Source organism: Rhodococcus sp. MEB032 (assembly GCF_030208925.1).
Lineage (GTDB): Bacteria > Actinomycetota > Actinomycetes > Mycobacteriales > Mycobacteriaceae > Rhodococcus_F > Rhodococcus_F qingshengii.
The window spans coordinates 42,423-66,630 of the sequence record NZ_JARVSY010000004.1; the positions used below are offsets into that span (position 1 = coordinate 42,423).

General features: G+C 61.6%; 25 protein-coding genes. 14 read left to right on the top strand and 11 right to left on the bottom strand.

The window, feature by feature from the left end; all coding sequences use genetic code 11:
* Positions 1-5 precede the first annotated feature (5 nt).
* Complete coding sequence (locus tag QRN54_RS05665; protein WP_054781533.1) at positions 6-842, bottom strand: DUF559 domain-containing protein; 837 nt, start codon at positions 840-842, stop codon at positions 6-8.
* A 565-nt stretch (positions 843-1,407) separates the two neighbouring features.
* Between QRN54_RS05665 and QRN54_RS05670 the strand changes: the two genes are divergently transcribed.
* The 7 genes from QRN54_RS05670 (at position 1,408) to QRN54_RS05700 (ending at position 6,097) form a co-directional block, all read left to right on the top strand.
* Entirely contained in the window at positions 1,408-1,551 is a 144-nt protein-coding gene (locus tag QRN54_RS05670; RefSeq protein WP_153212751.1) for a hypothetical protein, read from the top strand.
* Between the two features lie 49 nt (positions 1,552-1,600).
* Positions 1,601-1,732, top strand: a complete 132-nt coding sequence (locus QRN54_RS05675) for a hypothetical protein (protein ID WP_003941467.1) — start codon at positions 1,601-1,603, stop codon at positions 1,730-1,732.
* Between the two features lie 55 nt (positions 1,733-1,787).
* Positions 1,788-1,982: a hypothetical protein gene (locus QRN54_RS05680; RefSeq protein WP_031331808.1), complete on the top strand. Its 195-nt coding sequence runs from the start codon at positions 1,788-1,790 to the stop codon at positions 1,980-1,982.
* Positions 1,983-2,449: 467 nt separating this feature from the next.
* Positions 2,450-3,910, top strand: coding sequence for a wax ester/triacylglycerol synthase domain-containing protein (locus QRN54_RS05685; RefSeq protein WP_058038503.1), 1,461 nt, complete (start codon positions 2,450-2,452; stop codon positions 3,908-3,910).
* Positions 3,911-4,046: 136 nt separating this feature from the next.
* Complete coding sequence (locus QRN54_RS05690) at positions 4,047-5,492, top strand: wax ester/triacylglycerol synthase domain-containing protein (RefSeq protein WP_064688296.1); 1,446 nt, start codon at positions 4,047-4,049, stop codon at positions 5,490-5,492.
* A 212-nt stretch (positions 5,493-5,704) separates the two neighbouring features.
* The gene (locus QRN54_RS05695; protein ID WP_223304379.1) at positions 5,705-5,890 is read left to right on the top strand and encodes a hypothetical protein; all 186 of its coding nucleotides are present in this window, start codon (positions 5,705-5,707) and stop codon (positions 5,888-5,890) included.
* A gap of 63 nt (positions 5,891-5,953) precedes the next feature.
* Positions 5,954-6,097 (top strand): hypothetical protein, encoded by a 144-nt coding sequence (locus tag QRN54_RS05700; protein WP_003941503.1) that lies wholly within the window; start codon positions 5,954-5,956, stop codon positions 6,095-6,097.
* 93 nt (positions 6,098-6,190) lie between these two features.
* On the opposite strand, the gene QRN54_RS05705 is transcribed toward QRN54_RS05700, so the two are convergent.
* Positions 6,191-6,394, bottom strand: coding sequence for a PspC domain-containing protein (locus QRN54_RS05705; protein ID WP_003941534.1), 204 nt, complete (start codon positions 6,392-6,394; stop codon positions 6,191-6,193).
* A 145-nt stretch (positions 6,395-6,539) separates the two neighbouring features.
* Between QRN54_RS05705 and ppk2 the strand changes: the two genes are divergently transcribed.
* A complete protein-coding gene (gene ppk2 / locus QRN54_RS05710) occupies positions 6,540-7,454 on the top strand; it encodes a polyphosphate kinase 2 (RefSeq protein ID WP_037129644.1) in 915 nt (304 codons plus the stop codon).
* Between the two features lie 51 nt (positions 7,455-7,505).
* Positions 7,506-8,339 carry an alpha/beta hydrolase family protein gene (locus tag QRN54_RS05715; protein WP_020906717.1) on the top strand — a complete coding sequence of 278 codons (834 nt, stop codon included), beginning with the start codon at positions 7,506-7,508 and terminating at the stop codon, positions 8,337-8,339.
* Positions 8,340-8,343: 4 nt separating this feature from the next.
* Here QRN54_RS05715 and QRN54_RS05720 read toward each other — a convergent pair whose 3' ends face one another.
* From QRN54_RS05720 to QRN54_RS05730, 3 genes are all read right to left on the bottom strand, one after another.
* The gene (locus tag QRN54_RS05720; protein WP_285181722.1) at positions 8,344-10,395 is read right to left on the bottom strand and encodes a prolyl oligopeptidase family serine peptidase; all 2,052 of its coding nucleotides are present in this window, start codon (positions 10,393-10,395) and stop codon (positions 8,344-8,346) included.
* A gap of 84 nt (positions 10,396-10,479) precedes the next feature.
* Positions 10,480-11,496 carry an alpha/beta hydrolase gene (locus QRN54_RS05725; RefSeq protein ID WP_003941485.1) on the bottom strand — a complete coding sequence of 339 codons (1,017 nt, stop codon included), beginning with the start codon at positions 11,494-11,496 and terminating at the stop codon, positions 10,480-10,482.
* Positions 11,497-11,751: 255 nt separating this feature from the next.
* Positions 11,752-12,801 carry an alpha/beta hydrolase gene (locus QRN54_RS05730; RefSeq protein WP_021343370.1) on the bottom strand — a complete coding sequence of 350 codons (1,050 nt, stop codon included), beginning with the start codon at positions 12,799-12,801 and terminating at the stop codon, positions 11,752-11,754.
* Positions 12,802-13,145: 344 nt separating this feature from the next.
* On the opposite strand from QRN54_RS05730, the gene QRN54_RS05735 reads away from it, so the two are divergent.
* The 3 genes from QRN54_RS05735 to QRN54_RS05745 all read left to right on the top strand — a co-directional run bounded on the left by QRN54_RS05735 (position 13,146) and on the right by QRN54_RS05745 (position 16,650).
* Positions 13,146-14,021: a dipeptidase gene (locus tag QRN54_RS05735; RefSeq protein WP_502944041.1), complete on the top strand. Its 876-nt coding sequence runs from the start codon at positions 13,146-13,148 to the stop codon at positions 14,019-14,021.
* Positions 14,022-14,070: 49 nt separating this feature from the next.
* Positions 14,071-15,474, top strand: coding sequence for a dihydrolipoyl dehydrogenase (gene lpdA, locus QRN54_RS05740; protein ID WP_003941477.1), 1,404 nt, complete (start codon positions 14,071-14,073; stop codon positions 15,472-15,474).
* 183 nt (positions 15,475-15,657) lie between these two features.
* Complete coding sequence (locus tag QRN54_RS05745; protein ID WP_285181724.1) at positions 15,658-16,650, top strand: iron-siderophore ABC transporter substrate-binding protein; 993 nt, start codon at positions 15,658-15,660, stop codon at positions 16,648-16,650.
* Here QRN54_RS05745 and QRN54_RS05750 read toward each other — a convergent pair.
* Positions 16,626-17,075, bottom strand: a complete 450-nt coding sequence (locus QRN54_RS05750) for a winged helix-turn-helix transcriptional regulator (RefSeq protein ID WP_007735410.1) — start codon at positions 17,073-17,075, stop codon at positions 16,626-16,628. The two genes, QRN54_RS05745 and QRN54_RS05750, sit on opposite strands and share 25 nt — an antisense overlap.
* A 118-nt stretch (positions 17,076-17,193) precedes the next feature.
* Between QRN54_RS05750 and QRN54_RS05755 the strand changes: the two genes are divergently transcribed.
* On the top strand, positions 17,194-18,045 hold the full coding sequence (locus tag QRN54_RS05755; RefSeq protein WP_075832598.1) for an SDR family oxidoreductase: 852 nt from the start codon (positions 17,194-17,196) through the stop codon (positions 18,043-18,045).
* A gap of 51 nt (positions 18,046-18,096) precedes the next feature.
* Here QRN54_RS05755 and QRN54_RS05760 read toward each other — a convergent pair whose 3' ends face one another.
* Entirely contained in the window at positions 18,097-19,698 is a 1,602-nt protein-coding gene (locus QRN54_RS05760; RefSeq protein WP_003941517.1) for an MFS transporter, read from the bottom strand.
* 68 nt (positions 19,699-19,766) lie between these two features.
* Between QRN54_RS05760 and QRN54_RS05765 the strand changes: the two genes are divergently transcribed.
* Complete coding sequence (locus QRN54_RS05765) at positions 19,767-20,342, top strand: TetR family transcriptional regulator (RefSeq protein ID WP_285181725.1); 576 nt, start codon at positions 19,767-19,769, stop codon at positions 20,340-20,342.
* Positions 20,343-20,345: 3 nt separating this feature from the next.
* Here QRN54_RS05765 and atzF read toward each other — a convergent pair whose 3' ends face one another.
* From atzF to QRN54_RS05785, 4 genes are all read right to left on the bottom strand, one after another.
* Positions 20,346-22,055, bottom strand: coding sequence for an allophanate hydrolase (atzF, locus tag QRN54_RS05770; protein ID WP_285181726.1), 1,710 nt, complete (start codon positions 22,053-22,055; stop codon positions 20,346-20,348).
* 17 nt (positions 22,056-22,072) lie between these two features.
* The gene (locus QRN54_RS05775; protein ID WP_019744458.1) at positions 22,073-22,774 is read right to left on the bottom strand and encodes a GntR family transcriptional regulator; all 702 of its coding nucleotides are present in this window, start codon (positions 22,772-22,774) and stop codon (positions 22,073-22,075) included.
* Between the two features lie 76 nt (positions 22,775-22,850).
* Positions 22,851-23,384 carry a carboxymuconolactone decarboxylase family protein gene (locus QRN54_RS05780; protein ID WP_003941526.1) on the bottom strand — a complete coding sequence of 178 codons (534 nt, stop codon included), beginning with the start codon at positions 23,382-23,384 and terminating at the stop codon, positions 22,851-22,853.
* Positions 23,381-24,187: an SDR family NAD(P)-dependent oxidoreductase gene (locus tag QRN54_RS05785; RefSeq protein WP_058038498.1), complete on the bottom strand. Its 807-nt coding sequence runs from the start codon at positions 24,185-24,187 to the stop codon at positions 23,381-23,383. Before QRN54_RS05785 ends, QRN54_RS05780 begins: the two co-directional genes overlap by 4 nt.
* Positions 24,188-24,208: the final 21 nt, after the last annotated feature.

Sequence of the window (24,208 nt, forward strand, 5' to 3'; positions counted from 1 at the left end):
CGCGCTTACGCCCGGTTGTGTCGGCGTCTTCGGACCACTGTGATGATTTCGTCCGCCACAGCGTCGAGATGGGCCATCGCGGTGGCGGCGGAGTAACGCAACACCATCCATCCGTCGAGAACGAGTGCGTTCTGACGCCGTCGATCGTTGTTGAAAGTTGCGGGGTCGGTATGGAATTCGCGCCCGTCGATCTCCACGATCACCCGGGCTCGCGTGTCGACCAGATCGCCGAAGTAGGGTCCGACCCGAGCGTTGATCTCCAGGTGAACGTTGCGCGCAGTCAGTGCACGGGCGACTGCTCGCTCCGGTTCCGAACGAGTGAGCGGGCAACAGGTGCGGAGTTGTTCGCGTACGGCGGGGATCCCGTGCCTGCCGCGGCTCGCATCACACAGTTGGGCTATCGACTTCCACGGCACTCGGGTCGATACCGCCGCGTCGAAGAAGGCCTCGAGTGCGGGCCGTGGCAACGTGGTCGCGACGTCGATGAAGCACTGCTCGATCGGCACGATCGGTAAACCCATCCACTCATCCGACGAGACTCCTGTTCGTCGGTGAAGCCGTACCCACTGCGGACTGGCTGCTCGGACGCTGGGAGCCACGGTGGCCTCGACGAAGAGTGGTTCCTCCGGCAGGAGATCCCACAGCCAGGCTGCGCTGGTATGGCTGAGGACGGCCTCAGGCTTCCACAGTGTGACCGCGACGCAACGCTCGAAGTATCCAGGTTCTTCGGTGGAGTACACCGACGGCAGGATTCGATGGAGTCGCCCTGACCGCGTGGATCGGGAGATCGAACTGCGCGAAGTGCCCTGCTCGAGCAACTGGTTTCTTGTGACAACTTCCACGTATGCACTGTGGCGGCAAGAGCCTGACGACGCGGATTCAGAAGCCACTTTGTGGATGGCCGCGTGTGTGTGGACAACCTCATGGCGTAACAGGTGTATCGAGAAGGTGGGGAACGAGAAGCTTCATCTATCCGAATGTTGAAGGATGTTTGATATTTTCCGTCCCGATTGTTCGCCTCCGCTAACCTGTGAAGTGCGGATACGTCTAGTTCTTTTGGTGGATAATTCTGTCCTGAATACCCTCAAGTACTAAGCCTTTCGGACGACGTAAATTCCGGTTGCTATTCCATTTTGCTCGATTTTCAGGCGTCTTGGACGCTAGACCTGCGAATATGGAACAGGTTTCAGATCCATCTGAAATTCTTGGGCAAAAAGCACCCAAACCGGATCCTATTGCACTACCTTGATGTCAGTCACAGCCGCGGAAAGTGGGCACCAGCCCCGGAGGATCTCGGCTTCATCGTTCGACTGGGATTCTTTAATTGCTGCTCGGACCGGTTCTTTGTGGGCTGCATCAAGCATTCCAATGTAAATGTTCCGTGAGTATTCGCGGCCAATCGAAAGCGTGGGATTCAATATGATCGTCATGTTCCTGCAGACAACGGCGGCATTGTTCACCGACCTGCTGGGTAACGTCTGGTCCGGTTCGCTCATGCCGGGAATCGACGGGGTCACCGGATCGTTGGTTTCGGCAATCGACCTCAGTTGACGGCACCTGCAAGTTCTTCTTCCAATGTTTTTGATGACAGGAGCGAATGATGGATCTGGGATCGATTGCGGACGTTCTCGAGGGCGAGGCCGGGGGGTTGATCAAAAACATTCTCGGGATGGCTTTGTTTACCCCGTTTATCGCCTCGGTTGACTTCGGCTGGTTCCCGAACGTCGACTGAGAAGTGAATTGCTTTAGCCAGTGAACGAAATCAATCTCAAGGAGTGTGAAATACGGTGGACACAGCTAGTTTGATAGGTGCGCTCGCAAGCGTTGACGTCGGATCCCTCGTGGATCCACTGTTCTACTTGGTCAAGGTCGTTGACGGAATCTTCGTGTCGATCACCGGAAGCCTCAACATGGGCGGTGCGCTCGGTGAGGCTGCGGCGGGCAGCGTCCAATCGGTCCTCGGCTCCGTAGCCGGCCTGTAAAAGGAGAAGGAGAAAAGATGTTCGATCTCTTCCTGGACTACCTGTCCAAGATCGTCGATTTCGGATCGGTCGATCTCGTGGGCACGTTTGTGAAGTATTTGAACGCGCTGTCGTCTTCCCCCACGCCATAGAAAGAACGGAATCGGTCATGCTGCAAACTTATTTAACCGGAATGATCACGTGGGTATCGAACATGCTTGGTCTCACTTCCACTGGAAGCAAGATCATCAAGGATCCTCCACAAAAGCCGTGATCACTCCAGCGACTGCATCATATTGTTCGGTTGTCGAGGACAGCATCGTAGCGGAGCAGTCAGGCGAACCTGCACAACCTGCACTTGCTTGAAACTTTGGTCCCCGTAGCCCTCTGGCTTCGGGGACCATCGGTTTTGCAATCACTGGCCTCATAGTCACAAGCTTTGCACTCAGGCGAATGTGCGGGCAACCAGCCGCGATACAAGGAGTTCAATGGGCGCGTCCAACACGTCAGGCGCAAGGATGGCGCAGCTGAACCCACGCGATGCCGAATTCATCTATCACGAGGGCGCTGGTCACCTGAACCATCTGATCGCTGTGTACTTCTTCGAGACATCGTTGCACCCAAGCGCGGAATTCACGGCAGAACAGGCAGTGGACTGGGTTACCGCACGCCTCGGATGTGATCGCATGTTCACTCAACGAGTCCAACGGACTCCGTTGGGACTGGACCATCCCTACTGGGTGACAGACCCTGACTTCGACGTCCGAAAGCACGTGTACGTCAACAAGATCAACGACACAGGATGGGCAGCGCTGCAAAAGCCGTTGAGCGCGTTGTTGACCACGAAGATGGACCTGCGCCGTCCGCCGTGGGAACTGCACTTCTTCGTAGGTTTGGAGGGACTTGAAGAATTGCCGGGCCGACTGACGGCGGTGGTGCTCAAGTCTCACCACAGTGCAGCTGACGGTATCGCCATCAGGACGTTGGGCGAGGCTATCTTTTCGGGCAAGGTGCAGCAGGCTGGGTCCGAACCGTCTGTGCCGTTTGTGCGAGCGAGGATATTCACCAAGTCGCTACTGGGGTTTCCCGGCCGAATATATCGCTTCGCAAGGCAGGTACCAGGCAACCGACGCGCTCAGAGAGATGCTGACGCTGCGAAGAAGGCAGGAGAATGGGTGGAGAGCCTCAACGAGAGGCCTGCAATTCGATTCAACGGCAAGGTGAGTGGAGCTGCCTCACTCGAACCGATGACAATGTCCGGGGAGCAGGTCCGTGAGATCAAGGATTCGGTGCCCGGTGCCACTGTCAACGACGTTCTACTCGCCGTTGTCGGAGGCGCTCTGACGCGCTACCTCACGGAAAAGGATGAAAGGCCAAGCGATTCCTTGATCGCGATGGTTCCTCGCTCGGTGCGTAAGGTCGAAGCGTGGGAGTCGGCGAATCAGTTGGTGGCTCTGCTGGTGGATATGCACACCCAGGTCGAGTCCCCATTGGAGAGGTTGGCGCTCATTTCGAGTTCGGCACGGTCGGAGAAGGCGCGCACGTCCCATCCCGCGGTCAGGCGTGCCGGGGCCGCAGTCGAGACCACGCCCGCGCCTTTGATGAGATTGATGGCGTATGCGCGCAAGCAGAACGATCACAGCCTCGATCGACCGCGTTACCAGCACACGATGGTGAGTAACATTCCACTCTCGGTCGAAGGGTTGACGCTTGCCGGCGCCCCGGGCGCGGCTGTGCTTGCAGTGCAAGCGCCCATCGACGGGGATGGGCTACGGCATTTCATGGTCGCCGCAGCAGGTGGGGGACTGACCCTCAACGTCATCGCGGATACCGCGACCATGCCCGATCTCCACCATTACATCGAACTACTGCGAGCAAGTTTCGATGACTTGGCAGCGGCAGCCGCGATGCAGACTGCGGATTCACCTAACCAAGAGGTTGCCTCCTGATCGATCGGAATCGCAGGCACCTTCTCCGATTGCTGGATTTGGTGACACCCAACGATTCCGAGCAGAACCCAGAGGATCTGCATGTCAGCTCGCTACAATTCGGACATTCGTTCAGCGTCGGAATTGAGGGGCATGCATGATCTTTCGGAACTCGTTGCCAGCCGCGGTATCTCAGATGGGACCGCGAGACGCGGAGTTCGTCTACAACGAGTCCGGCGGACATCTGAGCCACATGGTCTGCGCCTACTTCTTCGACACGACGGGCCATCCGCTCGCAGAGATGACGCACGACGACGCGGTTCGGTGGATCACCGAAAGATTCGGGTACTGGCCACTGTTCACGAGTCGACTCCAGCGAGTTCCGCTGGATCTGGACTATCCCTATTGGGTCCCGGCCGATTTCGACGTCGATGATCACGTGCACGTCCATCGTGCCCCTGTTGCCGGGTGGGCCCCGGTTCGTGAATTGCTCGGGCGCTCGCTCGGGGAGCCGATGGACCTGTCCCGGCCGCCCTGGGAGTTGCACGTCATGACCGGCGTGCACGGGATCGACGAGCTACCGGGCAATCTGACGCTGATCATGCTCAAGACCCACCACGGGGCCGGTGACGGTCTGGCGATCCGCGATCTGACCAACCTTCTGTTCTCCGGTCCGCCGAAACCGGAGACGAAGCGTGCCGGTTCGGGGCTTTCGTCGCTGGATTTGATCGGGCGCACGGTCGTGGGTCTGCCCGGCCAGGCGATCCGTTTCGGCCGGGGTCTGTCCGTGACAAAGGTTGCGGCCGAGACGGTTCGGGAGGCGGAAGAGGCCGGAGAGCTGCCTACGTACTCGGCCGACCGCCTACCGACCCGATTCAACGGCGTGCTGGGCGGAGACATGACGATCGATTTCCTGACGCTGGACGGCGCAGACATCAAAGCGATCCGAGCGGCCGTTCCGGACGTGACGGTCAACGACATCTTCCTGACCGTGGTCGCCGGTGCTCTCGACGCATACCTGTCGGAAAAGGGCGAGAAGTCGGCCAGTGGGTTGGCGGCGATGGTTCCCCGATCGATGCGGCAGATAGCCGAATGGGAATCGGCCAACCAACTGGCGCTGTTGACGGTCGATCTGCACACGGACGTCGAAGATCCGGTCGAGCGGCTGACACTGATCAGGGATTCGGCGCTGATGGCAAAGGGGCGGAGTTCGCACCCAGCCGTCCGTCGTTACGGCACACGCATCGAAACCTCGCCTGCGGCTCTGCTCAGACTCACCGGTCTCTCGCGTCGGCTCAACAAGCTGGACCCTTCGCACAAGGTCATTCAGAACACGACGATCAGCAATGTCCCGGTATCGGTCGACGGCAATGTTTTCGAAGGTGCGCCGGCGGTGGCAGTTCTCGGCGGGCAGGCGCCGGTCGACGGAGACATTCTGCGCCACTTCCTCATTGCCGCGCGTGGAGGTTCTCTGACGCTCAATGTCATCGTCTCGCGAGAGACGATGCCGGATATCGAGCACTATGTCGAATTGTTGCGGGTGGGGTTCACGACGCTTCTGCAGGCAGTTTCTGACCAAAATCGTGAGGTAGTCGAACGATAAAGAGTAACTTGCGTCGGAACTTGTGGTGAATCGACGATTTGTGTTCGGGAAATTTCTGTCGAATTCGTCCTAATTAAGGTAATTGTCCGTAGTGGTGTCGAGTCGTTATCTCGCGGATTAATGTGACTGTCGACACGTCGAGTGTCTACCGCCGGACTGGTTCGATAATCGTCACCGACGGTAAAAAGAATCACCTACGCGAGGAGCTGAACATGGGTTCGTTGATGGATATTCTCGGTGGTCCGAATGGGGACGGTGCACCGATGCAGGCTTTGCTGACAATGCTGCTGGGATTGGACAATGTCGGTGCAAACCTCTTCGGTTCACTGGCTGACACCGCCGGTGGAATCTTCGGATCTCTCGACACCCTCAGCTTTACGCCGCCTGTCGTTCCCTGAGTTTTCTGATCGGCGTCATTTGCTCGTCCCAAGTGAACCACTGAACATCTAAAGGAGAACGTCATGCTTGAAGGATCTGTCATGGACGCTGCCGGCTCAGTCGGTGCGATCATCGGTCAGGGGTTGGGCAGCGTCAGTGGCCTGGCCGTCAAGGGTCTCGAGGCCCTCGCTGCGCTCAGCGGTGGAGAGTTGAAGGCCGCCAAGTAGATTGTTGATTTCGCGGCCTGCTCGTGTTGGCGCGTAGGCCCCGAAATACCTTTTGTCGGCGCGTAATTCTCGCCATGCCAAGTGCCGGAATTCTCAACCTAACGGCATGAGCATCCAGGCGGCGAGATATACCAAAGCCGCGGTTCCACCCGTGCAAATAGCGGCGATAACCGCGAGTAGACGGACAAGATTGACGTCGGCGCCGAAGTAATCTGCAATTCCGCCGCACACTCCGGCGAACATTTTCTTGTCGTTGGAACGGGTGAAGGGGCGAGGTGTGTTGCTTTCGAATGTCATGCTTCAATTCTGAAGCGAGATGGCGCCGCGCACCATCGGGGACGACCCCCATTTGCACCCTGATCTTTTGAGTCCGCCGTGTCATACCCCGGTAGTTCATCCCAGCTTCACCGAACGGTTGCTGCGGGAGACTAACTTGTCGGCGGTGACCGATTTAGCAGAACGCCGACCGTTCCTCAGCGCCTTCGCGGATCTTTCGACCGCCGTCGATCTGGCCGACACCGCCGCCTTCACCGTCGACGACAATGACGACGACGATCCGGTGCTGCTGACGTCGCCGGACGGTTTCGAGGTCGACACTTGGCGGGAGGGCTACCCGTACGAGGCACGGATGCCTCGGGACGAGTACGAAATGTCCAAGCGTCTGCTGCAGATCGAACTCCTCAAGCTGCAGAACTGGTCGAAGGAAACCGGCGCACGGCACGCCATCGTGTTCGAAGGACGCGACGCTGCCGGCAAGGGCGGAACGATCAAACGATTCATGGAGCACCTCAATCCTCGCGGCGCTCGCGTCGTGGCGCTGGAGAAGCCGTCGGCCCGCGAGTCGACGCAGTGGTACTTCCAGCGCTACGTGCAGCACCTTCCGGCTGCCGGGGAACTGGTGATGTTCGATCGGTCTTGGTACAACCGGGCCGGGGTCGAGCGGGTCATGGGTTTCTGCACCGACGAGGAGCACGAGCGTTTTCTGCGCCAGGTGCCGTTGTTCGAGCAGATGCTCGTCGACGACGGCATCAGCTTGATCAAGTTCTGGTTCTCGGTTTCCCCGCTGGAGCAGCGCACGCGGTTCGCGATCAGACAGGTCGATCCCGTGCGGCAGTGGAAGCTTTCGCCGATGGACATCGCTTCTCTGGACAAGTGGGATGCGTACACGGCGGCGAAGGAAGAGATGATCCGGTTCACCGATACCGACACCGCTCCGTGGACCGTCATCAAGAGCAATGACAAGAAACGCGCACGGATAAACGCGATGCGTCACGTGCTCAGTCAGTTCGATTACGACAACAAGGATTACGAGATCGTGGGTACTCCGGATCCGCTGATCGTGGGAAGCCTCGAATAGTCGGCGCGTGGGCTCTGCCCATCCGCGGCGTGGGTGGTTAGTGTGAGTTGAATGGAGACCGTACCGATCCAACTCCCCGACGGCACCGTGACCCCGATCCGTCTGTTTCCCGGACCGAACGACGACGCACCCGTGGTGGTGATGTTGCCCGGGCTCGGAGTTCCCGCCGGGTTCTACGATCCGGTGGCGCAGGCCCTGGTCGAAGCCGGCTTCAATGCGGCCATCGGTGAACTGCGTGGCCAAGGTGACAGCAAACCGCGCCCGAGCGCGTCGAGTGTTTTCGGATATCAGGAACTGGTCTCGATCGATTGTCCGGCGACGTTCGAGGTGGTGCGTGAGCGGTTTCCGGCCAGCACACCATTTCTGATGGGGCACAGCATGGGCGGCCAGATCGGGGTCATGTACGCGTCGAGGATTCGGGGCCGGCTCGGCGGACTGATCCTGGTTGCCTCCGGATCGCCGTATCACCGCGGATTCCCCGGAATCCGTGCGCCCGGACTCTATCTGGGTTCGTCCGCGATGTCGGTGACAGCCAACATCGCCGGCTTCTGGCCGGGAGACCGGGTCAACGTCGGCGGCTTCGGTCGACAGTCGAAAGTTCTGATCACCGATTGGGCCCGGTTCGCCAGGACCGGTCGCATGGAACCCGTCGGTGCGGATATCGACTACGAGGAGCGGATCGCTCGCCTGACCTTGCCGGTTCTGTCGATCACGATCGAAGGGGACGATCTCGCTCCACGCCGGTCGGCAAAGAACCTGGTGGACAAGCTCTCCGGGGCCCAAGTGACGATGACGCACATCGACGAACCACTCGGTCACAACGGTTGGATACGCAATCCCACCGCTGTGAGCGAGCGCGTCGTCGCGTGGTTGCGCGACCGCTGAAAGATCAGCCGAGTTTCTGCCAGAGGAACTCGTAGGTCAGCGCAGTCTTGAAGGCCAGCTGAGCATTGTCCGCGGCGCCGCCGTGGCCACCCTCGATGTTCTCGAAATACAGCACCGGCTTGCCCAGCTCTTCCAGCCGTGCGGCCATCTTGCGGGCATGCGCGGGGTGGACGCGGTCGTCGCGGGTGGACGTCGCGATCAGGATCGGTGGGTACGACGCGGCGGCGTCGATGTTCTGATACGGCGAGTACTCCGAGATGAATGCCCACTCCTCCGGGACATCGGGGTCACCGTATTCGGCCATCCACGAAGCGCCGGCCAGCAGGAGATGGAATCGGCGCATGTCCAGCAGCGGGACCTGACAGACGATGGCGCCGAAGAGCTCGGGGTACTTGGTCAGCATGATGCCCATCAGCAGGCCGCCGTTGCTACCGCCCTGAGCTGCCAGAAGATCCGGGGTCGTGATTCCGCGATCGACGAGGTCTCTCGCGACGGCAGCGAAGTCTTCGTGCACCTTGTGGCGCCCGGCCTTGAGAACCTGTGTGTGCCAACCGGGTCCGTACTCGCCGCCACCACGAATGTTCGCAACCACATAGGTTCCGCCCTGCGTCAGCCAGGCACGGCCCAGAGAACCGCTGTACGACGGTGTCAGCGAGATCTCGAATCCGCCGTACCCGTAGAGCAGGGTAGGGCCGGGCTCGCTACGCGGACTGCGCACCACGAAGTACGGAACTTGGGTGCCGTCGGCAGAGGTGGCGAAGAACTGCTCCGTGGTGATGCCCTCGGCGTCGAAGAACGCGGGAGCCTGCTTGAGGGCAGTGGGTTCGGTTTCGCCGATCACGCCGTGCAAAAGAGTTGCAGGGGAGGTGTATCCACTCGAATTGACGAAGTACTCGTTGCTGACATCAGGGTCGGTGTCGAGAATTTCGATACTGGTCAGTTCTGGAAGCCCTTCGAAAGGTCGATCCTCCCAGCCGTTTTCGCCCGGCGTCAGGATTCGCAGCGTCGTGCGCACGTCGGTCAGGACCACCAGAATCAGATGATCGCGTGTCCAGGTGTAGTGCTCGAGCGAGGAATGTGCGTCGGGTTCGAAGATCGATGTCAGTGCTCGTGAGCCGGCAAGGAAATCGTCGTAACGGATGGCAAGCAGTGCGCCGGTCGGATATTCGGTGTCCTCGACGGCCCACACGGACTTGGTGCGGATCAACAACCACTCGTGGTGAATCGAGATCCCGGCGTCCTCGGGGACGTCCACGAGCACCAGTTCACCGTCGGGGCGAACTTCGAAATGCTGAGAGTTGTAGAAATCGACCGAGCGAGTGACGAAGTCCCGTTCGAACCCGGGCGTCGGATCGTGCGAAGCCGAGATGGCCACGTCCGTGGCCTGGCCCGCGTAGACGGTCTCGGCGCTGGAGAGGGGAGTGCCGCGCTTCCACCGCTGGGCCAGACGGGGATATCCGGAATCGGTGAGCGACCCCGGTCCGATATCCGTTCCGACGTAGACGGTATCGATGTCGATCCAGTCGATGTCGGTCTTGGCCTCGGGAAGGTAGAAGCCGGGATTCTCGCCCTCGGGAGCGAGGAACTCGCGCTTGTCGATGTCGAACTCGCGAACGACCGCCGCGTCTGCCCCGCCGCGGGAGAGGCTGATCAATGCACGGTTGCGGTGTGGCCGTAGAAGTTGCGTGCCCTTCCAGACCCAGTTCTCGCCCTCGGCCTCGGCCAGGGCGTCGAGGTCGACCAGGACGTCCCATTCCGGGTCGTCGGTGACGTACTGATCGAACGTCGTGCGTCGCCACAATCCGCGAACGTGGGTGCTGTCGCGCCAGAAGTTGTAGAGGAACTCACCTCGACGGCGGACGTAGGGGATTCGCGCGTCGGTATCGAGGATCTCGCGCACGTCGCTCTGTAGTCGATCGAAGCGCTCGTTGTCGGTGAGCTGCTCCTCGGTCACGGCATTGTGCTGACGGACCCAATCGAGTGCAGACTCACCGGTCACGTCTTCGAGCCAGAGGTAGGGGTCGTCGCCGGTGGTGGGCTGCTGATCGGAAGTCATACGTCCATTCTTACTGCTCGCTCCCGACAGCACTCGACCCCGCTCCCGAAACACTGGAGCGGGGTCGAGTGAGAACGAATCGGGTCAGACGCCCAGGGAGTGAGCGAGCATCGGCCAGGAGTTGTGGAGATCGTCCTGCCAGTAGCCCCACGAGTGGGTGCCGGTCGGCTTGAAGTCGAAGGTGGCCGGGATCTTCAGATCGCTCAGGCGGTAGGCGAGGTTGTGGGTGCAGTAGTTGACCGCTGCCTCGATGACGCCGCCGACGATCGCCTGGTTGGCGAGCGCACCGACCTGACCGTTGATCGCGGGATTGGCGAGAGTGTCGTGTGGGCCGGGGAGTCCGGAGCCGGTGGAGACGTAGAGTTCGGTGCCGCGGAGCTTCTCGGCGTTGAGGACCGGATCGTTGTCCTTCCAGCCCTGACCGTCGAGCGGGCCCCACATGTTGGTGATGTCAGCTCCGCCGCGGGTACCTGTGACAAGTTCGATCGCACTCTGACCGACGGGGGTGCTGGTCTCAGCGCATCCGCTGTACGCCCCGACGCCCTTGTAGAGGCCGGGAGCCGCGATGGCGAGGTTGAGGACCGAGGTCGCGGTCATGGAGATCGCGGAGATCGACTGGACCTTGTTGGTGTTGAACTCGGCGTCGATGACGGGCGGGAGTTCCTTGGTGAGGAACGTCTGCCACTTCTGGCGACCGAGAACCGGATCGTCGTTCACCCAGTCGGTGTAATAGCTGAACGCGCCTTCGAGTGGAGTGACGACGTTGACGTTCTTGTCCTGGAAGAAGTTCATGACGTCGGTCTTGCGTTGCCAGGTCGCCGAGTCTTCGCCGCCGCCTGCACCGTTGAGCAGGTAGAGCGTCGGGCGGGGTTCGCTGCCATCTGCGGGGAGGATGACCTCGAGCGGGATGTTGCGATCCATCGCCGGGGAGAAGACCGAGATGGTGACCTTGCGGTCGCCGGTCTTGGTGTTGCTCACGACGTGCGATCCGGACGTGTCACCGCCCGCAGAAGCTGTCGCCGGACTGATCAGCATCGGCAGCACCGTGGCCACTGCGAGAGCTGCGATCACACTGCCACGCTTGAAAATTCGAGCACGCATACGTTCGGATCCTCCACCTGAATGTCTTCGGATCCGGAACGGATCGAAGTGCCTGTGAGCCCTTACTGGAACAGGTTCACTTTTTGTTATGTGTCAGTAAAGCAGAGCGGGCGCAGAAAGTGACGCGATTCGATTGCCTGACAATTGAATTGGCCCCGGAATTAACCCCCGAATCAACCCCCGAATCGGCCCAGACAAGCACTCGACCCCGCTCCCGGAAGTGCAGGGAGCGGGGTCGAGTCGGAACGATTTCGGTCAGATGCCCATCGAACGAGCGAGCATCGGCCAGGAGTTGTGGAGATCGTCTTCCCAGTAGCCCCACGAGTGGGTGCCGGTCGGCTTGAAGTCGAAGGTGGCCGGGATCTTGAGATCGTTGAGGCGGTAGGCGAGGTTGTGGGTGCAGTAGTTGACTGCTGCCTCGATGACGCCGCCGACGATCACCTGGTTGGCGAGTGTGCCGACCTGTCCGTTGATCGCCTCGTTGTTCAGGGTGTCGTGCGGGCCGGGGAGTCCGGAGCCGGTGGAGATGAAGAGCTCGGTGCCGCGGAGCTTCTCGGCGTTGACGACGGGGTCGTTGTCGATCCAGCCCTGGCCGTCGAGGGGGCCCCACATGTTGGTCACGTCAGCGTCGCCGCGCATGCCCACAACCAGTTCGATGGAGGACTGGCCGACCGGTGTGCTGGTCTCGGCGCATCCGCTGTATGCACCGACGCCCTTGTAGAGGCCCGGAGCTGCGATGGCGAGGTTGAGGACCGAGGTCGCGGTCATCGAGATCGCGGAGATCGACTGGACGCCGTTGGTGTTGAACTCGGCGTCGATGACGGGCGGGAGTTCCTGGGTCAGGAACGTCTGCCACTTCTGACGGCCGAGGGACGGGTCGTCGTTCACCCAGTCGGTGTAGTAGCTGAATGCACCTTCGAGCGGGGTGACGACGTTGACGTTCTTGTCAGCGAAGAACTCGTTGACGTCGGTCTGACGCTGCCACGTCGCCCGGTCTTCGCCGCCGCCTGCACCGTTGAGCAGGTAGAGGGTCGGGCGGGGTTCGCTGCCGTCTGCCGGGAGGATGACCTCGAGCGGAATGTCGCGTCCCATGGAAGGTGAGTACACCTTGATGGTGGCGATGCGCCCGTTGTCCGTGCGGCTCGAGAGCTTGGAACCCGTTGTGTTTGCCTTGGCAACAGTTGCCGTGGTGGTCGACGGATCTCCGCCTGCGGACGACACTGCAGGGCTGATCAGCATCGGCAGCACGGATACTGCGGCTACAGCGGCGACCAGACGGCCACGCTTGAAAGTGCGAGCACGCATACGTTCAGAAACCTCCACCTAAAATTCCTTCGAATCCGCCCAGGAGTGAACGGTCCTTTGTTGCTGTTCCCGTACGGGAATTCATGCTGGGTACATGCTCTGTCGATAGGTACAGGGCGTGTGAGTCTTGTAAGTTCTACCGCATCGGTGCGTTATCCGCCAGTGAACCAGAGATTTGCTGAACGTACGACCAGTTTCAGGTGAATTTCCCTGATCATCGACGGGATTAGTGAGTGAACCGGACATATCCACTATGGGAACAACATTGTTGCCTACCTCTGCAGTCGAACGCGTCTGTCGAAGATCTTCTCCGATATCAGCGCCCAGCGGGGAGTTACGTTTCGGTGAACGTCGGTTACTCGCCGCAGACTCGCGCGGACTCGACGGCAATCGCCAAGAGTTTCGCGTGGCAGGCGCGGGTCGAGTTCCCGGAGATCACCCCTGTCTTCACCGTCGACGGCGTCGTCGAGATTCAGGAGTCCGGCGGAATCGCCCTGGCCTTCGACCTGGAGGACTCGAATCCGCTGGAGGGAGACCTGGCCAACGTCTCGTACTTCTACGACCTCGGAGTCCGCTCGATGTTGCCGACGTATAACTACATGAACGCTGCCGGCTGCGGCTGCTTGGACCTGGCGGACACGGGGTTGAGTGGATACGGCCGTGACCTGGTTGCCGAGATGAATCGCGTCGGAATGACGGTCGACGGCTCGCATTGTTCTGTACAGACGGGGTTGGACATCTCAGCTATCACCCAGCGAGCAATGATCTACAGCCACTCGAACCTCCGAAGGTTGTGGGAGCATCCGCGCAACATCACCGACGATCAGGCCAGAGCGTGTGCGGAGACCGGCGGCGTCGTCGGGATCAACGGCGTGGGCATATTCCTCGGCGTCAACGGACCGGATGACGACCAGGCTCGGCTGTCCGCGATGGCCGACCACATCGAAGAGGCTGTGGGACTCGTCGGCATCGATCATGTCGGGATCGGCTCCGACTTCTCATTCGACGCCGACGACTTCCGCGAAGAGATCGAGCAGAACCCGTCGTCGTTCTCCGAGGCGTACACCGCGTGGGGGCCACTGCAGTGGACTCCTCCGGAGGACGTGCTGACACTTGATCAGGTATTGCGTGAGCGGGGCTTCGACGAGCCGTCGATCGAGGCCGTGTACGGCGGAAATTTCGCCCGAGTTGCCCGAGAAGTGTGGGCTACCGACGGGTAATACGACCATCTGGGGACAGCGAAACGATGCAGGACTACCCTGGTGAATCGTGACCTCACACTATGACGTCGTTGTCCTCGGAGCCGGCCCCGGTGGGTACGTCGCTGCTATCCGCGCGGCACAACTGGGCCTGAGCACCGCCATCATCGAGCAGAAGTACTGGGGCGGTGTATGCCTGAATGTCGGCTGCATTCCGTCCAAGGCGCTTCTCCGTAACGCCGAACTCGCGCACATCTTCACGAAAGAAGCGAAGACGTTCGGCATGTCCGGAGACGTGTCCTTCGATTTCGGCTCCGCTTTCGATCGCAGCCGCAAGGTCGCGGACGGGCGAGTCAAGGGCATTCACTTCTTGATGAAGAAGAACAAGATCCCGGAGTACGACGGCAAGGGCACGTTCGTCGACGCCAACACCATCAGCGTGGAGCTGAGCAAGGGTGGCACCGAGACGATCACGTTCGACAACGCCATCATCGCGACCGGTTCGTACACCAAGCTGCTGCCCGGCACCTCGCTGAGCGAGAACGTCGTGACCTACGAAGAGCAGATCCTCACCCGTGACCTTCCGGGTTCGATCCTCATCGTCGGTGCCGGCGCGATCGGCATGGAGTTCGGTTACGTCCTCAAGAACTACGGCGTCGACGTTACGATCGTCGAGTTCCTCGATCGGGCACTGCCCAACGAGGACGCCGACGTCTCGAAGGAAATCGCCAAGCAGTACAAGAAGCTCGGCGTCACCATCAAGACCGGTGCCGCTGTGCAGTCCATCAGCGACGACGGCAGCAAGGTCACCGTCTCGATCAAGGACAACAAGTCCGGCGAGATCGAGACCGTGGTCGTCGACAAGGTTCTGCAGTCCGTCGGCTTCGCACCGCGCGTGGAGGGCTTCGGTCTCGAGAACACCGGTGTCGCGTTGACCGATCGCGGCGCCATCGCGATCGACGACTACATGCGCACCAACGTCCCGCACATCTTCGCCATCGGTGACGTCACCGCCAAGCTGCAGCTCGCGCACGTCGCAGAAGCTCAGGCTGTCGTCGCTGCCGAGACCATCGGCGGCGCGGAGACGCAGACACTCGGTGACTACCGGATGATGCCGCGTGCGACGTTCTGCCAGCCGCAGGTCGCCTCGTTCGGTTTGACCGAGGAGCAGGCCAAGGCCGAGGGCTACGACGTCAAGGTCGCGAACTTCCCGTTCGCTGCCAACGGCAAGGCACACGGTCTCGGTGACCCGACCGGTTTCGTCAAGCTGATCGCCGACAAGAAGTACGGCGAACTGCTCGGCGGGCACCTCATCGGACCGGACGTTTCGGAACTGCTGCCCGAGCTGACCTTGGCCCAGAAGTGGGACCTCACGGTCAACGAGTTGGCACGCAACGTCCACACCCACCCCACGCTCAGTGAGGCACTGCAGGAAGCGATCCACGGCCTCGCCGGCCACATGATCAACTTCTGACGGCAGGGCCTTCGGCCCCGTGCGCCTTTTCGGTAGTTCGCACTACCGGAAAGGCTCACGGGGTTTTTCGTCTTTTGTGTCGAGTTGTGTTGCGAAACCGCCATCTGAGGCCTTCGAGTCGGGGTGTAGGCGCGCAACGCATTAGCGTCCCGAGTCGACCATTCGGCTTTCGAAGGACCACTCATGAAAACTCGTTCCGTACTGCTCGCGGCTTGCGTCGCGCTGACGCTCTCCGCCTGTGGAACCTCAGGTGACTCCGGATCGGACGCCGAAGCTTCGGGTGCCGCCGAGGTGGGGGCGTTCCCCGTGACCGTCGACCACGCCTACGGTTCGACGACGATCGACGCGGAGCCTATGCGCATCGTGACCATCGGATGGAGTGGCCAGGATGCGGTGATCGCACTGAACAAGGTTCCGGTCGCCATGGAGAGCTTCTCCGGCGCCGGCATCGAGAACAACATCCTGCCCTGGGACGCTTCGCGTCTGAACGGTGCCAAGCCTGTTCTCATGACGACCAATCCCGATATCCCGTTCGAGCAGATCCTCGGGCTCGATCCCGACGTGATCCTCGCCGTGTACTCCGGCATCGACGAGGGCGAGTACAAGCGTCTCAGTGACATCGCGCCGACCGTCGCGTTCCCCGACCAGCCGTGGGATACCGCGTGGGACAAGCAGATGAGCATGATCGGTGCAGCGCTCGGACAGCCGGAGCAGGCTCAGACGCTGATCGACGAGACCGGGGCGTACTTCGAGAAGCAAGCCGCTGATCACCCACAGTTCCAGGGCAAAACCGCAACGTATGCAATGCGCACCGACGAGGGCCTGATCGTCTTCTGCGGCACCGACCCGCGGATCCGTCTTCTCGGCCAGCTCGGGGTGAAGACCTCGCCCGGTGTCGACGCAGTGTGCACTTCCGGCGACAGTTCGGTGTCCGTGGGCATGGAATCCATCGACACACTCGACGCCGACGTCTTCATTCTCGTCGACGCCGACGGCATCAACCTGGACAAGCTGATGTCCTTCGGTCCGTTCGCGAACATGACCTCGGTGTCGAACGGCCGTCTGGTTCGTCTGGTCGGAATGGACTACGCGATGGCTACGTCCGCTCCGACGGTGCTGAGCGTTCCCTACGCATTCGACGAGTTCATCGCTCAGCTTTCGGACAAGTTGAGCTGATTCCGAGCGTCGTACGACGCTTGTGACGCAACGATTTTCGGAACCTGCGACTCGAGTAGTTCGATCAGGGCCGTGATCTTTGCGGCGACGTCGGCGCCGAGTTCGGTCAGGCTGTATTCCACTTTGGGCGGGATGGTTTCGAGTACCTCACGGTGCACGAGGCCATCCCGCTCGAGTGTTTGCAGGGTCTGCGAGAGCATGCGCTCGCTGACTCCGTCGACGCGTCGGCGCAGGGCACTGAACCGGTACGGGCCCTCGTTCAATGCCGCCAGCGCGAGTGCTCCCCAGCGTCCGGTTGCATTCTGCAATGCCGCCCGAGAGTTGCACCCGCGAGCGAAGACGTCAGCCTCGAGCGTTGGGTCCACGACGTCGGCATTCGGATCAGGGGTCTGGGCAGCACGTGAAGGTGAGTCGGTGCTGGTCATGAACCCAGGCTACTACTGCACGATCCCATAGCGCTAACTCGACGTGTTGCACTTACGAAAAATAAGTGCATGATGGTTGCAGAACGCATTTACGCTTCAACCTGGATCGGGAGTTCGCATGAGCATTGCAGTCACCGGCGCAACCGGAAACCTCGGACAACTGGTAGTCGAGTCGTTGATCGAGCGGGGAACCGCCGCGTCCGACATCGTCGCAGTGGTCCGCAATCCACAGAAGGCGGAAAGCCTCGCCGCCCGCGGAGTAGTTGTACGCCAAGCGGACTACGCCGATGCCTCGGCGTTGGAAACCGCACTGGCGGGCGTCGACAAGCTGGTTCTGATCTCGGGAAGTGAAGTGGGGTCACGGCTCGCGCAACACACCAACATCATCGACGCGGCGAAGGCTGCCGGCGTCGGATTCATCGCCTACACGAGCATCTTGAATGCTCAGGACACGCCGATGAAGCTTGCTGCCGAGCACAAGGCGACCGAGGACGTGCTCACTCGGAGCGGTATTCCGTTCGCGCTGTTGCGCAACGGTTGGTACTGGGAGAACTTCACCAACGACCTGGCCGGTGTGATCGAACGCGGCGCACTGGTCGGTGCGGGAGCGGAAGGCAAGATCGCGGCTGCGGCGCGTGCGGATTACGCCGACGCCGCAGCAGTAGTCGCGACCACCGATGGCCACGAAGGTGCAGTGTACGAGTTGGGCGGTGACGAGAGGCTCACCTATGCCGAATTGGCCGAGAAGATCAGCGAATTTGCCGGCAAGCCTGTCGCGTACCAGTTCGTGAGCGAGGACGCATACAAGGGGATTCTCGAGAGCGTCGGCCTGCCTGCCCCGGTCGCAGAGATTCTCGCGGATTCCGATGCTGCAATTGCCAAGGGGGCGTTGGACACCGAGTCGGGTGACCTGCAGAAGTTGATCGGCCGCAGCAGCACTCCGGTGGCTGAGGTGTTGAAGAAGGCCTGACCTGCTGTGCGCCTTTATTAACCGCGGGCGGTTAATAAAGGCGCACAGGGGTTACCCCATGTGGACTGCACCCTCGGCGGGCAGATCACCCTTCTTGGCGCGGACCAGAACCAGCACTACCGGTGCGATGATCGCCAACAAGATTGCCGCCCAACCGAATGCGGCCGAGTATCCGGATACCTCGGCGCCGAAGAAGTAGTCCGTCATCGAGGCGACGAAGTCCTGTACCGGCTGGGGGAGTAGTGCCAATTGATCGCCGGTCGGGATGGTCGCATTCGACATGTCGACAGGAATGCCTTCCGGCGGGATCGGCGCCGCGTTGTCGGCGGTGAAGGCCGACTTGGCCGAAGCGTAGATCGTGGTGAACAGTGCGGTTCCGAGTGCGCCGCCGATCTGCAGGGTGGCGTTGACCAGGGCACTGGCAGCGCCGGCGTCGTGGTCGGGGACACCGATCAGTGCGAGGTTCTGCATCGGCACCATCAGCAGACCCAGTCCGAAGCCGAAGATCGCGAGGCCGGGGAACACGTGCGTCCAGTAGGAGCTGTGTACCTCGATCTGGGTCAGCATGAGCAGTCCTACTGCTGCCACCAGCGGGCCGGCGACCATGAGCGGCTTGGGGCCGATCTTGGTGGACAACTGCGCTGCGATGGTCGACGCCAAGACGATGAAGAACGCCATCGGCAGCGATCCGACGCCGGCCATGACCGGGCTGAATCCGAGCACGATCTGCAGGTAGAACGTCAGGTACAACGTGCCGCCGAGCAGGGCGGCGCCCACCAGCATGGAGCCGATCAGAGCAGCGCCGCGATCACGATGCCACGGAACGCTCAGCGGTAGAAGCGGATTCTTGCTGCGGCTCTCGACGACCACGAAGATCGCGAGGAAGACCAGACCCAGTGCGATGAACAGCAAAGTGTCCGCCTGACCCCAGCCGTGCTCGGCGCGTGTGAATCCGTAGACCAGTGAGCCGAGCCCCAGGGCGATGAGGACAGCGCCGGGAAGGTCGTAGCTCGTGTCGCCGTGCGCTTTGGTTTCCTTGACGATCGGGACGGCCGCAGCGATGGCGATCAGCGCGATCGGGATGTTGACGAGCAGGCACCAGCGCCAGTCGACGTACTGCGTCAGCACTCCACCGAGGAGAAGGCCGATAGCAGCGCCACCGCCGGAGATCGCGCCGTAGACGGCAAAAGCCTTGGCGCGCTCCTTCTCTCCGATGAAGGTGGTGGTGAGCATCGACAGCGCGGCGGGCGCGAGCAGTGCTGCGAAGACGCCCTGGCCGGCGCGAGCGATGAACAGTTCGATACCGCTCTGCGCGATGCCGCCGATGCCGGAGGCAACCGCGAAGCCCGCCATGCCGACGATGAAGGATCGCTTTCGGCCCCAGTAGTCCGCGATACGTCCGCCGAGGAGCAGCAGCGCACCGAACGCCAAGGCGTACGACGTGACCACCCACGCGCGGTCAAGGTCGCTTATGCCCAGTTCCTCCTGGGCTGCCGGTAGGGCGATGGAGACGATGGTGCCGTCGAGCACCACCATGAGTTGAGCGAACGCGACGATGCAGAGCACCAGCCAGCGACGTTGATGATTCGGATTCTCGGAGACAGCCGGGATCGGTGGCAGAGTGCCGCCGTCGACGTGGGACGTGGTGGTCATTGGAAAAAGGTATTCCAGCCTTCTCGGGTGAGTCAAACGAAATAGTTCGTTCGGTTACCATCATCACTATGGCTCCCACTGACTTGACCGCGACGAAACAGCGAATCCTCGACGCTGCGCAAGAAGAATTCGGCACCTACGGGCTTGCCGGTGCGCGCATCGATCGGATTGCGAAGAACGGAAACGCCAGTAAGGAGCGCCTCTACGCCTATTTCGGTGACAAGGTCGCGTTGTTCCACGCGGTGCTCGACGTCGACTTCGAGCAGGCGATGGAATCCGTCGAGTTCACCGGTGAAGACATGCCCGCGCATGCCGTCGAACTGTTCGACGCAATGCTCGGCAAACCACAGATTCAACGGATGATGATCTGGGGTCAATTGCAGGGTGAGGCACCACGGATGAAGAAGCTGGCCGAGGAACATTCCAGCTGGGTTCCGCGAATGGCCACGATCCGCAAGGCTCAAGAAGACGGCCTCATCTCGAAGCACTGGGACCCCCAGGACCTGATCACGATGCTGTTCGGCCTCGTGTTCGGCTGGGTGGTGGCCCCCGGTGTGGCCGACAACCAGAACGTCGACGCCGACGAGATCGCGCGCCGCCGTGAAGTGGTGCGCGAGGCCGTCACTCGAATCTGCAAGCCGTGACTGTCAGCGAGAGAGGTACGCGGCCCAACCGCCGTAGTCGGTGATGTCAGCTGCGCCGTTTACGGCGTCATGAGTGCAGCTGAAACCGACTGTCGTTCTGCCGTCGGATAACTCGACGCTGGTGAGCGCCATCGGTGCAGGCAAGGCGGCGAGGAACGTTCCCAGCCCGGCCGGTGAGATTCGGAAGATCTCGCCGACGACCGGTGCGCCGAGTCCAGGGCCACGGCGTACCAGGCCGGGCTTCGGTGGCGTCGTGTCGAGAGCGAAGAGCCGGTAGGCATCCGAGGTCGTGACGGTTTCGACGTACCGCGCGCCGAGGTCGACCAACTGTGTGTTGAGGGGTTGCCCGCGCAGGTGAGCGCCGAATACTGCGAGGTCGATTCCGGTATCGACGAGCGTGGGTGAAGGCGCACCGCCGAGTCGCGCAGCGAGGTCGATGGCGATCTGGTCGTCGAAAGCGGGTACGACGAACATGACGCCGAACGGGTGATCTTCGGCAGTGCGGTGTCCGGGCGCCGCGACGGCCGCCATGTCGAGCAGGTTGCAGAAGTTGGTGAAAGTTCCCATCCGGCGGTTGATTCCGAACGGATCCTCGGTCACGGCGGCAATCGTCGGGTGTTCGGTGGTGGTGGGAAGCAGTAGGGCGTCGAACCCGGCGAGGAGTTCCCGGGCGGCAGCCTTGGCGCGGGTGAGAGCATCGAGATCGTCGACTAGCTGGTATCCGGTGGGGTGCTTCGCACCGAGCACGATGTCGGACACCGCGGGATCTGCTCCGGCAGGACGAGTTTCGAGGAACTCGCCGGCAGCGGCGTACCGCTGCGCCACCACGGCGCCGTCGTAGAGCAATCGGGCCGCGTCGAGCAGTCCGGATATGTCGACGGTCTCGGTCTCGGCGCCGCCGGCTACCAGAGCTGTCACAGTGTCCTGAAATGCTGCTGTATACGACGGGCTCAGTTGAGCGAGATCCTCGATTCGGGGGACGGCGACGCGGGGATTCGGCGCCGCCGCGAGACGAACGTCGGAAGGCCAGACGCGGCTGCGGGGATCCCTAGGTTCGTGGCCGATCATGATTGCCGCTGCCGCGGTTGCCGATTCGAGGTCGTCGGCAAATACCGTCAGAGCGTCGTAGTCGACGCAGGCGGGCACTACTCCGTGGGCGGGGATGACGCCGAGCGAGAGCTTGAGTCCGTAGATCCCGTGGAACGCTGCCGGCACCCGGCCCGAACCGGCAGTGTCGGTGCCGATTCCGATGTCTGCAATTCCCAGCGCGACAGCGACGGCGGATCCGGAGCTACTACCGCCCGAGATCAACTCTTCGTCCCAGGCGCAGCGAACGGCTCCGTACGGACTGCGCGTTCCGACCAGTCCGGTGGCGAACTGGTCCAGATTGGTCTTCCCCAGAACAACAGCCCCGTGCTCGATCAACCGCGCAACGGCACTGGCGGTTTCGTCCGGCGAATACGCGAATTCGGGGCACGCCGCTGTGGTCGGCAGACCGGCGACGTCGACGTTGTCCTTGACGGCGACCAGACGCCCAGCCAGAGGAAGATGCTCGCCCGTGGCGATTCTGGCTTCGACCGAAGCGGCATCGGCAAGCACATCTTCCCTGCGGCGCAACGTGATCCAGACTTCGGGGCGATCTACTTCCTCGATCCGCTGGAATGCCTGCTCGACCCGGGCTGTCGGGGTGAAAACTTCTGCTGCGATGGTCATGGTGTGTACTGCTCCGATCAGTCCGTGATGTTGGCGAGTGAGAGCGCGGTGATCGCGCGGGTCACCCGGTCGAGGACGACGTCGAGAGACTCGCCGATGTGCTGGTGCAAAAGCGTGCGGGCCTCGGGCAGATTGCCGGCACGTAGTTCTTCGAGGATTCGAATGTGCTCCGCGATCGAGGTGTCGATGCGGCCGTTGACCATGAAGTCGTACATCCGAACGTGCCGGATACGGGAATTCACCGACAGCAGCGACGCGACCAGTTCATTGTTTCCCGACGCCCTCAGTACGGCGACGTGGAATTCCTCGTCCAGTTCGACGAACCCCGGTTCCTGAGCGGGCGGATCGAGAGCCAGGGCACGCCACCGCACCAATTCGTCGTCGAGGATTGTTCGGTCGTGCCGGATCGTCGGATCTGCGATCGCCCGGGTAATTCCCTGTAGTTCCAGAGTGATTCGGAGTTCATACAGATCTCGGATCCGCGGGATACTCGGGCGCACGGCGGAGAACCCGTACTCTTCCCGGCGCAGGAGTCCATCGGCGCACAGCATCGTCAACGCTTCCCGTACTGGTGTGCGAGAAATGCCGAAACGCGTGGAGAGTTTCGGTTCCGTCAGGCGCTGATCGAACCCGATGGTCCCGTTGACCAGTTCGGTGCGTAGTTCCCGGTAGACCACCTCACGCAGTGGCTCCGGCGCCGTATTCATCCCTGTCGACATACCTGTATACGCTATTGATCAGGTGTTTCGTCCAGATGTCTTCGGGTTAGAGCTGAGTTACGGCCGCCGCGGAACTTCAGGAGAAGTCGCGCTGAACCCGCAAGGTTCCGATCGTGGTGGCCAGGCCGTCGTACTGAGTGACCAACAAGGTGAATTCGATCAACCGACGATCGTCGAGATGCTGCGAGAGCGTTCCCCACGTGTCGTCGGTGACGTCCTTGGTGGTGACCAACTCGTCGACCGCAGTCAAGATCGCACGGTGACGCGGACTCAACTCGGAAGCGCCAGGGCCCTCGATGATTCGGGCCAGTTCTTCTGCGTCGATTCCGGCTTTGCGGCCGAGCCTGATGTGGTGATCCATCTCGTAACCGCAGTCCCGCAGGTGCGCGACCCGCAGGATGATCAGTTCGGTGTCGTGGCGAGAGATCTTGCCGCCGGGCATGAGTGAGCCGGAGTAGTGCAGCCAACCGCGGAAGAGTCCACCCGTGCGCCCCAAGGTGCTGAACAGATGCGCATCGGGTGCTCCGGCAGCCTTCGACAGGACACGCCAGATTCCCCAGTTGATCGGACCGAGGTCCTTGAATCGGCCGGGCGGGATGCGGGGGTTCATGCGACTCCACGGATGTGAGAGGGACGGAGGTCTATAGCTCGTTGCGCGATGTGGCGAACCGCGGCGCTGCGGCGGGGCGCGTGTACGCGTGACTTCCGGCCGACGATACCGCGCTCGAACGCGTCGACGGCGTCAGCGACGGTCGTGGTGCCGACGCTGGCGAGGGTTCCGCGTGCTCCGTCGAACGACAGTGCGGTGGTATCGGTGTCGATGTCGCCGATATACGCGACGCCCACCTTGGTGCCGAGGTGTTTCATTTCCAAGCGCAACGCGTCACCCAAGGCTTCGACGCCGGCGCGCGAAGCACCGAACGGTCCGCGAAACGGATGCTTGGCGGCGCCGTGAGCCGAGGCGACCACCAGGGCGTAACCGTTTTCGTGACTGATGTGCGGACCGGCTGCGCGCAGGGTGTAGTACGTGCCCATGAGATTGACTTCGACGGCGCGGCGCATGTCCGCAGGGTCGCCGCCGAGGATCGACGAGTTCGCCTCGACCCCGGCATTGGCGACGACGACGTCGATGCCTCCCAGCTTCTCAGCGATGTAGTCGACGCCGCGAGATACCTGCTCGAGGTCGGCGACGTCGCACAACTGCCACGGCGCGCGGCCGCAGGAAGTGGCGACTTGCTCGAGAAGTTCCGGCTCGAGGCCGAGCAGTCCCACGGACGCACCACGGTCGTACAGGCGTCTGGCCAGCGAAGAACCGATATTGCGGGCAGCGCCGGTGATCAGGATGCGCCGACCCGTCAGGTCGTCCGCACTACTCTTGGCCGATTCGGCCTTGCCCGCCTCGCTCTTGCCCATTGCTGTGTCCCTACGCAGTGA

What these genes read in the sequence shown, in the direction of transcription:
- QRN54_RS05720 (WP_285181722.1), bottom strand. Translation starts at nt 10,395, where the DNA reads ATGACTTCCGATCAGCAGCCCACCACCGGCGACGACCCCTACCTCTGG.
- QRN54_RS05760 (WP_003941517.1), bottom strand. Translation starts at nt 19,698, where the DNA reads ATGACCACCACGTCCCACGTCGACGGCGGCACTCTGCCACCGATCCCG.
- QRN54_RS05750 (WP_007735410.1), bottom strand. Translation starts at nt 17,075, where the DNA reads ATGACCAGCACCGACTCACCTTCACGTGCTGCCCAGACCCCTGATCCG.
- QRN54_RS05700 (WP_003941503.1), top strand. Translation starts at nt 5,954, where the DNA reads ATGCTTGAAGGATCTGTCATGGACGCTGCCGGCTCAGTCGGTGCGATC.
- QRN54_RS05690 (WP_064688296.1), top strand. Translation starts at nt 4,047, where the DNA reads ATGATCTTTCGGAACTCGTTGCCAGCCGCGGTATCTCAGATGGGACCG.
- atzF (WP_285181726.1), bottom strand. Translation starts at nt 22,055, where the DNA reads ATGACCATCGCAGCAGAAGTTTTCACCCCGACAGCCCGGGTCGAGCAG.
- QRN54_RS05705 (WP_003941534.1), bottom strand. Translation starts at nt 6,394, where the DNA reads ATGACATTCGAAAGCAACACACCTCGCCCCTTCACCCGTTCCAACGAC.
- QRN54_RS05715 (WP_020906717.1), top strand. Translation starts at nt 7,506, where the DNA reads ATGGAGACCGTACCGATCCAACTCCCCGACGGCACCGTGACCCCGATC.
- QRN54_RS05775 (WP_019744458.1), bottom strand. Translation starts at nt 22,774, where the DNA reads ATGTCGACAGGGATGAATACGGCGCCGGAGCCACTGCGTGAGGTGGTC.
- QRN54_RS05730 (WP_021343370.1), bottom strand. Translation starts at nt 12,801, where the DNA reads ATGCGTGCTCGCACTTTCAAGCGTGGCCGTCTGGTCGCCGCTGTAGCC.
- QRN54_RS05780 (WP_003941526.1), bottom strand. Translation starts at nt 23,384, where the DNA reads ATGAACCCCCGCATCCCGCCCGGCCGATTCAAGGACCTCGGTCCGATC.
- QRN54_RS05725 (WP_003941485.1), bottom strand. Translation starts at nt 11,496, where the DNA reads ATGCGTGCTCGAATTTTCAAGCGTGGCAGTGTGATCGCAGCTCTCGCA.
- QRN54_RS05785 (WP_058038498.1), bottom strand. Translation starts at nt 24,187, where the DNA reads ATGGGCAAGAGCGAGGCGGGCAAGGCCGAATCGGCCAAGAGTAGTGCG.
- QRN54_RS05695 (WP_223304379.1), top strand. Translation starts at nt 5,705, where the DNA reads ATGGGTTCGTTGATGGATATTCTCGGTGGTCCGAATGGGGACGGTGCA.
- QRN54_RS05765 (WP_285181725.1), top strand. Translation starts at nt 19,767, where the DNA reads ATGGCTCCCACTGACTTGACCGCGACGAAACAGCGAATCCTCGACGCT.
- QRN54_RS05675 (WP_003941467.1), top strand. Translation starts at nt 1,601, where the DNA reads ATGGATCTGGGATCGATTGCGGACGTTCTCGAGGGCGAGGCCGGGGGG.
- QRN54_RS05755 (WP_075832598.1), top strand. Translation starts at nt 17,194, where the DNA reads ATGAGCATTGCAGTCACCGGCGCAACCGGAAACCTCGGACAACTGGTA.
- QRN54_RS05745 (WP_285181724.1), top strand. Translation starts at nt 15,658, where the DNA reads ATGAAAACTCGTTCCGTACTGCTCGCGGCTTGCGTCGCGCTGACGCTC.
- QRN54_RS05685 (WP_058038503.1), top strand. Translation starts at nt 2,450, where the DNA reads ATGGGCGCGTCCAACACGTCAGGCGCAAGGATGGCGCAGCTGAACCCA.